General features: G+C 56.3%; 7 protein-coding genes. 2 read left to right on the forward strand and 5 right to left on the reverse strand.

Annotated features, from left to right (window positions below):
* The 5 genes from ACY692_RS09135 to ACY692_RS09155 all read right to left on the reverse strand — a co-directional run bounded on the left by ACY692_RS09135 (position 1) and on the right by ACY692_RS09155 (position 5,277).
* Positions 1-1,452 (reverse strand): efflux transporter outer membrane subunit, encoded by a 1,452-nt coding sequence (locus ACY692_RS09135; RefSeq protein ID WP_462325051.1) that lies wholly within the window; start codon positions 1,450-1,452, stop codon positions 1-3.
* A 560-nt stretch (positions 1,453-2,012) separates the two neighbouring features.
* Positions 2,013-2,210, reverse strand: a complete 198-nt coding sequence (locus ACY692_RS09140; protein WP_462325052.1) for a FeoB-associated Cys-rich membrane protein — start codon at positions 2,208-2,210, stop codon at positions 2,013-2,015.
* 261 nt (positions 2,211-2,471) lie between these two features.
* Positions 2,472-2,762, reverse strand: a complete 291-nt coding sequence (locus ACY692_RS09145) for a FeoA family protein (RefSeq protein ID WP_462325053.1) — start codon at positions 2,760-2,762, stop codon at positions 2,472-2,474.
* Positions 2,763-2,860: 98 nt separating this feature from the next.
* Positions 2,861-5,029 (reverse strand): ferrous iron transport protein B, encoded by a 2,169-nt coding sequence (feoB, locus tag ACY692_RS09150; protein WP_462325054.1) that lies wholly within the window; start codon positions 5,027-5,029, stop codon positions 2,861-2,863.
* Positions 5,029-5,277, reverse strand: coding sequence for a FeoA family protein (locus ACY692_RS09155; RefSeq protein ID WP_462325055.1), 249 nt, complete (start codon positions 5,275-5,277; stop codon positions 5,029-5,031). The genes feoB and ACY692_RS09155 overlap by 1 nt, the downstream gene beginning before the upstream one ends.
* 788 nt (positions 5,278-6,065) lie before the next feature.
* Here ACY692_RS09155 and yedE point away from each other — a divergent pair.
* Both yedE and ACY692_RS09165 read left to right on the forward strand, forming a co-directional pair.
* Positions 6,066-7,145, forward strand: coding sequence for a YedE family putative selenium transporter (yedE, locus tag ACY692_RS09160; protein ID WP_462325056.1), 1,080 nt, complete (start codon positions 6,066-6,068; stop codon positions 7,143-7,145).
* 154 nt (positions 7,146-7,299) lie between these two features.
* Positions 7,300-7,518: a sulfurtransferase TusA family protein gene (locus ACY692_RS09165; protein ID WP_462325057.1), complete on the forward strand. Its 219-nt coding sequence runs from the start codon at positions 7,300-7,302 to the stop codon at positions 7,516-7,518.
* The last annotated feature ends 114 nt before the right edge of the window (positions 7,519-7,632 follow it).

The following is a 7,632-nucleotide window of genomic DNA, read 5'->3' on the forward strand; positions in this document are numbered from 1 at the left end:
TTACCCTTGTTCCTTCGTATTCGTGGTGTGGGTGGTTGCAGGTGGTGCCGGCCGGTCTTCCATACCTTCGTACCAGGTCCCGCCCAGTGACCGGTTCAGCCCCACCTGATACAGGAGCAGATCGGCCCGGCCCTGGATCAGGGTGCGTTCCAGGGTCTGTACATTAAGAAGACTGGTCAGCACGGTGAGATAGGTGACGACCCCGTTCCGATACCGCTGGCGGGCCTGTTCCAGGGTCATCCGGGCAATGCCCAGCTGGTTTTGGATGGCCCGTATGTACTCCTGCTGCTTTTCGATATCCACCAGCCCGTTCTCCACATCCCGGACCGCCTCCATGACCGTTTGCTCATAGGCTGCCAACCGTTCCCGGGCAACGGCCCTGGTCCTGTCCACTTCGGCCGTACGCCGGTTACCGTCAAAAATCGGTCCGGTCAGTCCGGCAGCAAGATTGGCCAGCCAGTTGTCGAACAGGGTATTGAACTGGTCGCTGTAATATTCACCCCTTGCGGTCAGGGTGATGGCGGGCAGGCGGTCGGCACGGGCACTGGCAATCTCCCACCCAGAAGACTTGAGGCGCAGCCCGGCCGCCCGAACATCAGGACGATTGGCCAGGAGATCGGCCGGAATACCCGTTGCACGCATGGACAAAGGAGGGGGGAGCGAATCCCCGGTCACCCCGAGATCAAAATCCGGTGATTTGCCCATGAGAACCGCTGTTTCGTTCATGAGGACCTTGACCCGTGCCGCCAAGGGAGGAAGCAGTGTCCGTGAACGTGCCAGGGCTTCGCGTTGCTGGAACACATCAAGAGCGCTTGAAAGGGATTTGTCGAAACGCAGCTCCAGAACCTCGAGATAGATTTCATTCGTACGGATCTGCGCCCTGACCAGAGCCTGTTCCCTACGTAGCTGGAGAATCTCGATCCAGTTCTCGGCGATCTGCCCGGAAAGGGACATGAAGGCGGTGTGCACATCCTCCAAGGTAGCCTGGGCCGTGAGACGTTGGGCCTCGCGAGCGGACCCGATCCGATCCCAGAGATCCAATTCGTAGTTGGCGGCCAGGCCCAGGGAGTGCTCCTTGCTGGTCGTATAGGTCCGCTCCCCGCTGGAATCGTCCTCCACCTTCAGTCGGCTCTGTGACGAATCCACTTCCACGGAAACCGAGGGATAGATGGAAGCCCCGGCCTGCACAGCCAGAGCCTGAGCCTGTTCGAGCCTCGCCCGGGCCTGACGGATGGAGAATCCATGGCTCAAAGCGATATCCATCAACCGATCCAACTCCGGGCTTTCAAATCCCTGCCACCAGGGAGTATCCAGAGTCCCGTTCTCCGCATACAGGGAATACCTGGAAGGAAGATCAGGCAAGGGTGGCGAGGATGAACCGGGAGCGAACGGGGCGCATCCCGTCATGACGACCAGGATGACGGCAGACAACAACAAAAGCGGCAATCGCATCAGACGTCCTTAGGTAACGAGAGTCGGAATGTCCCTCCGATGGGAGGGATATGGTTCAACGTATCGAAAACGTGCACGTCTCTCCGGCACGGCATGGGTTTTCCTACATGCAATGGCCGACACTTGGCAATATAAAGACGCGTAGGCGAACGAACAGGCGACAGCGTCCCTGGAGGGAAAAGAGAGAAAGCAGAAGACACCGGTCAAAGCCCGGGGTCTGGAACCCTCATCCTGGACTCGATCCGGGATCCCCATGGGTTTGGGCCCGGTCGGTCCGGGCGGGTCCATATATGATTCGCCCCTACGGAAAAACGCGCACAGACATCAAAGCAAAAATCGAACCTTTTTTAAAAAAAACAACACTTAAAACAAACAAAATACTTATATTATTGAATAAAAAAAATAGTCATTCAATATGGGTACCTCAGCATGATCGGATTTTATACACTACCCGCGCACACATGATCATTTTTTATACATCGCCCCCACCCCACGCCTCCTCCCATAAAAAAAGCACACATGGTCCATGTGTGCTTTTTCATCTCTCACAAAAACATCCGTCAGGATGACTTCTCATCCTCGTCGCGAATAGTATGCTGGGCCATGGGGCAGACCTTGCAGGCCTCACCGTCGTCGGTTCCCGAACGATTGCCGGGGCATCCGGCACATCCGAGGCCCTTTTTGCGCACAAATCGGGTGATGATATACACGGCCGCTACGATGATTATCGCGTAAACCAATAGACTGTCCCAGGACATGGTCAAACCTCTTGTTGGTGGTTCAGGATTGCTGGAGAATCTTCTTGTTTCGATCCCTCAAGAATATGGGTCTGCCTGCGTGGGCCTCGACCGTTTGCGCCATTCCCGGTCTAGGCCGGGACCTACATGAACCTGCCGTCTTTTGCCGAGACGCCGGGATTTCGGCTACGACCAGGAAAATTTCGGATCAGCCCCGGGATGACAACGGGGGAAGCTCCCTTGGGGATGAGAACTGGCAACTCCGTCCCACCCCCTAAAAATTCACGCCACCATAATCGTGTCGGCGATCTCTCTGGACAGGGTCACCCTCCCACCCCGGACACCGATAACCAGCGAGCTGTCATTGTTGCTGACCACATCGACCTCGGTCCCCGGAAGAATGCCCATGGCGGCCAAATGGCCAACCAGCTGCCGGTTCGATTTCATGCAGGCCACCAATCGCTTTTCACCCATGCGTAGCTTGGAAAGGGGACAATGGGCCCTCAAGCTGCAACCCGAACATTTGCCGTGCCCCTTTTTCCCCCGCCGTCTGCACCGTTTTCCTGAAAACATATGTTCTACCTTCCCACATTCCTGGAGTTCGCCTTCCAAAAAGTTAGGGATAATGAATTTGTTTTGGGAGGTCAAAGAAAACCACCATTGGCCATCGGTCAACCGACCAGGACAGATCCGGCCTGATAGATAATCACGGCCAGGGTATAGGCAAGCAGGGTGTTGAAGACAACCGCGAATCCCGCCCATTTCCAGCTGGATTCGCGGGCCATGGCAATCACAGTGACAAAGCAGGGAGCATACAGAAGGATGAACACCATACATCCGATGACAGCCGGTATGGTCCAATGGGAATCGTTCTTGAGACGCTCCCCAAGGGCCACGGCCTCCTCGGCATCGACCTCGGCCATGGAATAGGCGGTACCCAGGGTGGAGACAATGACTTCTTTGGCCGCGAACCCGCCGAGCACGGCGATATTCATTTTCCAGTTGAATCCGGCCAAGGAGGTCGCGGGCAAAAGCGCGTCCCCGATGCGGCCGGCAACGGTGTTGCGCAGCGTGGTTTCCGCCTGTTCCCCGCGGATGGCATTGATTTTCTGACGGCGTTCCTTCTGGGAAAGATCCTGGTCCTGCATGACATTGGCCACCTGCGTGTCAAAGACCTGAACCTTTTCCGCCGGAAGCTGGGGAAAGGTCATGGCCGCCCAGATGAGGATGGAGATGGCCAGGATGACCGTCCCTGCCTTCTTGATGTACTGCCAGGTCCTCTCCCAGGTATGGAGCCATATCCCGCGCATGGTCGGGATTCTGTACGGCGGAAGTTCCATGACGAACGGGGTCGGTTCTCCCTTGATGACCACCCAACGAAGAAAGCGGGCCGTGATCAGGGCCACAACCCACGCCCCCAGAGAAAACAGAAGCATGACCCGTGCGGCATGGTTGGGAAAAAAGGCCGCCGTCATCATGATAAACAGGGGCAGTTTGGCCCCGCACATCATGAACGGAGAGACCACCAGGGTGGCCAGTCGCTCTTTGGGGCTGCGCAGGGTCCGGGCGGACATGATCCCGGGCACCGCACATCCCCCGGGGATTCCGCCGGAAATGATAAACGGCATGACCGAACACCCATGCAGACCGAAAAAACGAAAAATGCGGTCCATCATATAGGCCATTCGGGCCATGTACCCAAGATCTTCCAGAAAGGTGAGCATGAGAAACATGATCAGTATCAGGGGCACGAAACTCAGCACACCGCCGACACCGTCGACAATACCGGAAACGACCATAGACTGGAGCATGCCTTCAGGGAGTATCCGGGTACATAACCGGCCTATCCATTCAAATCCGGCGATGAATAGTTCTTGCGGATAGGCACCGAATTCAATGGTCACCGTAAACATGCCGTAGAGAATGGCCACCATGAGAACGGGCCCGATGACCTTGTGGGTCAGGATGGTATCGATCTTGTCCGAACGGGTATACCCCACATCCGGAGCGTCAAATTCCATAACTCCCTGTTTGAGGATGTCGTTGATGAATGCGTATCTATAATCGGCAATGACCGCTTCGGGATAGGTTTCCGAGGCGGTTTCACAGATAGCCTCGGCCTCTTTGGCCATGGCCTCGAGTTCCAACCCCAGGGGCCCCCTCCCGCGTCCACGTTCGATCAGGCTCTCGTCGTTTTCCAGGTATTTGACCGCAGTAAACCTGGGTGGGTACCTGTCGGTCAAAAAATCCTCTTCCTCTATGCGAGCGACCATCTTGTCGATGATCGTGTCCAGTTCGGGCCCGTAAGGTATGTGCAAGGGTTTGAATTCCTTGATTTCCTCACCTTTGGCATAGTCGAGCGCGGCTTTCATGAGTTTGCCGATCCCCTTGCCGGTCTTGGCCACGGTTTCGACAACAGGGACTCCCAGCCGTTTGGACAGCTCACGGGTTTTGATATGGATACCCTTCTTACGCACCTCATCCATCATATTCATCGCAAGGACGACCGGAACGCCGAGTTCCATGAGCTGGACCGCCAGATAGAGACTCCGCTCCAGGGCCGTGGCATCGACCACGTCGATGGCCAGTTCGGGATTCTCGTCCACCAAAACCTGCCGGGCCACCAACTCTTCCATCGAATAGGCGGTGAGGGAATAGGTTCCGGGCAGATCAATGACCCGCAAAGTGGTCCCGTGCACACAGGAAGACCCTTCCTTGCGTTCCACTGTGATGCCCGGATAATTGCCCACCCGCTCCTTGGAACCGGTGATGGCGTTGAAGGTGGTACTCTTGCCGCAATTGGGATTGCCGGCCAGGGCGACACGTATGGTTTTGTCCATCATCCTTCCTGTTCGTCCGTCTCGACGACGATATGATCGGCCTCGCTGTTGCGAAGGCTCATGGTGAATCCCTTGAGCCTGATGGCCACGGGGTCTTTCAGGGGGGCATGCCCGACAATGGTTATCTCGGTCCCGGGAACCAGCCCCATGTCCCGGATCCGCCGCCCGAGTTCTCCACGGGCGGCCACGGAAACAATAGCGGCCTTCTGGTTCACCTTTAATTGACGCATGGGTATCTTCATGTGCATCCTCGAATAGTCATGAAAGAATATTGGACGCCTCTAACTTGAGTCCGTTGAAAAAGCAATATGGAAAAAAAGGCTCAAACGATGTTTGCCGTAGGGTCACGGAGTACCGTGGCTTTTGGCAAGGCCGTGACCCTACGGCAAGCCAATATACATTGATCGAAAAAGCAGAGTACAGACATGTCATCCCTGACTTGATCCGGGATGACGGCAGGCGGCGAGATTCGATCCGAAAAAACGGAAATTCTTTTCAGGCCCCGCACTCCACGACCTCAATCCACCGGATCGTATTGGCATCCTTTTCATTCCCTTCGACCGGAACACGCGTGTCCACCCAACGCGATTTTCTTCTTCTGGCCACCATCTATTCGGTCCCATGGAGACGCCCCGCTGCGCCATGTTCAGCGTCCCCTTCTTCTGCATGATCCTTCCCCCCAGATTCTGGCAATCAACCAGAGACAAAAACCACAACCCATAGATTTTTTCTATCAGTCCCACCGTCTCGTATTGCCACTTTGTATTTGTCATCGTCTCTTCCCTGGGCGTAACAAGAGGCCAATTTTACGGGCATGCGTCCATTCTGAACACGGAACTGTTTGGAGAAACGGAAATTTTGGTGCCGGATCGATACATGAATTCTTGACATACCGGCCTATCAGCTCATGGGCTGATACGTTCTGATACGAAAGGGAACACTTCGGTCGCGCTGAAAACTACGGATTCCAAACTGGACCCACTCATCGGACCCGCTGCCCCATTCATCAACCTCTATCCAGGGAGAAACACAAACTATGAAAAACCTTTTTGCCACCAAATGGGGTATCATCGGGGTCGGTGCGGTCATCGGAATATTGGCCGCCCTGCTGCAAAAACTCGGCAATCCCGGAAATATGGGTATCTGCGTGGCCTGCTTCGAGCGGGACATCGCCGGAGCTATCGGACTGCACAGGGCCGGTGTCGTCCAGTACATGCGCCCGGAAATCATCGGGTTTGTTTTAGGCTCTCTGGGCGCAGCCCTGGCCTTCAAGGATTTCCGCCCCAGAACCGGCTCGGCCCCCTTTGTTCGCTTCATCCTGGGTATCTTCGCCATGATCGGCGCCCTGGTCTTTCTGGGATGCCCCTGGAGGGCCATGCTCCGGTTGGCAGGCGGTGACCTGAATGCCATCTTCGGACTCCTCGGACTGATCGCCGGCGTATACATCGGGACCCTGTTCCTCAAAAACGGCTACAATCTCGGTCCGGCCAAAAAAAGCCATTCCGCGGGCGGAGTCCTCATCTCCCTGGTCATGCTCGGCTTCCTGGCCCTGATGTTCATCTATCCCCAGATCAGCGGTGGGGCAAAAAGCGGTATCCTTTTTTACAGTCTCAAGGGCCCCGGGGCCATGCATGCGCCCCTGTTCATCGCCCTGGCCATCGGGCTCGGCGTGGGTATCATGGCCCAGCGGAGCCGTTTCTGCACCATGGGTGCGTTCAGGGATCTCATCCTGTTCAAGCAGACCCACCTTTTTGGCGGGGTTCTCGCCCTCATCCTGGCCGCCTTTCTGGCCAACCTGGCCTTCGGCCAGTTCCATCCCGGCTTTGATGGTCAGCCCGTTGCCCACACCCAGGCACTCTGGAATTTCATGGGCATGGTCCTGGCGGGTCTCGCCTTTGCCCTGGCAGGCGGATGCCCGGGCCGTCAGCTCTTCCTGGCCGGTGAAGGCGATGGCGACGCCGCCGTGTTCGTTTTCGGCATGATCGTCGGCGCAGGTTTCTCGCACAATTTCGGCCTGGCCAGCTCCCCCAAAGGCGTCGGCCCCCACGGCATCGCCGCGGTGGTCATCGGCCTGATCGTCTGCCTGGGAATCGGCTACTTCATGCGCAAGAAATAAAGGAAGAAAGGGAGACGGGAGACGGGAAAAGACTGAATGCAGAAATCCGAAGTCGGAAGTCCGGGTTCTTTGTCCGTGTCACTCTTCCATCCTCCGCCAGAGACAACACCAAAAAAAATCTTTGAACAGACCACACACCAAGGAGAAAACCATAATGAGCACCACAGTCGACGCACGCGGGCTTTCCTGCCCGCAACCCGTTTTAGATACCATGATGGCCATTCAGACCACGAACGACACCACGATGACCGTTCTGGTGGACACCGAGGCATCCAAGGAGAACGTGGCCCGGGCCGCCCAGGGCAAAGGATGGGACGTCTCGTCCATCGATGAAAACGGTGGGGAATATTCCTTGACCCTGGTCAAATCCTGAAGCAGACAATGCTACCGTTCTGCAATTCCCGGAAATGAGATGCAGAACCAGGACAACCCGTAGGGGCGGATTCCATATCCGCCCTTATGGATTCCATATCCGCCCTTATGGATT

Source organism: Desulfoplanes sp., assembly GCF_054921335.1.

What these genes read in the sequence shown, in the direction of transcription:
- ACY692_RS09135 (WP_462325051.1), bottom strand. Translation starts at nt 1,452, where the DNA reads ATGCGATTGCCGCTTTTGTTGTTGTCTGCCGTCATCCTGGTCGTCATG.
- ACY692_RS09140 (WP_462325052.1), bottom strand. Translation starts at nt 2,210, where the DNA reads ATGTCCTGGGACAGTCTATTGGTTTACGCGATAATCATCGTAGCGGCC.
- ACY692_RS09145 (WP_462325053.1), bottom strand. Translation starts at nt 2,762, where the DNA reads ATGTTTTCAGGAAAACGGTGCAGACGGCGGGGGAAAAAGGGGCACGGC.
- feoB (WP_462325054.1), bottom strand. Translation starts at nt 5,029, where the DNA reads ATGGACAAAACCATACGTGTCGCCCTGGCCGGCAATCCCAATTGCGGC.
- ACY692_RS09155 (WP_462325055.1), bottom strand. Translation starts at nt 5,277, where the DNA reads ATGCACATGAAGATACCCATGCGTCAATTAAAGGTGAACCAGAAGGCC.
- yedE (WP_462325056.1), top strand. Translation starts at nt 6,066, where the DNA reads ATGAAAAACCTTTTTGCCACCAAATGGGGTATCATCGGGGTCGGTGCG.
- ACY692_RS09165 (WP_462325057.1), top strand. Translation starts at nt 7,300, where the DNA reads ATGAGCACCACAGTCGACGCACGCGGGCTTTCCTGCCCGCAACCCGTT.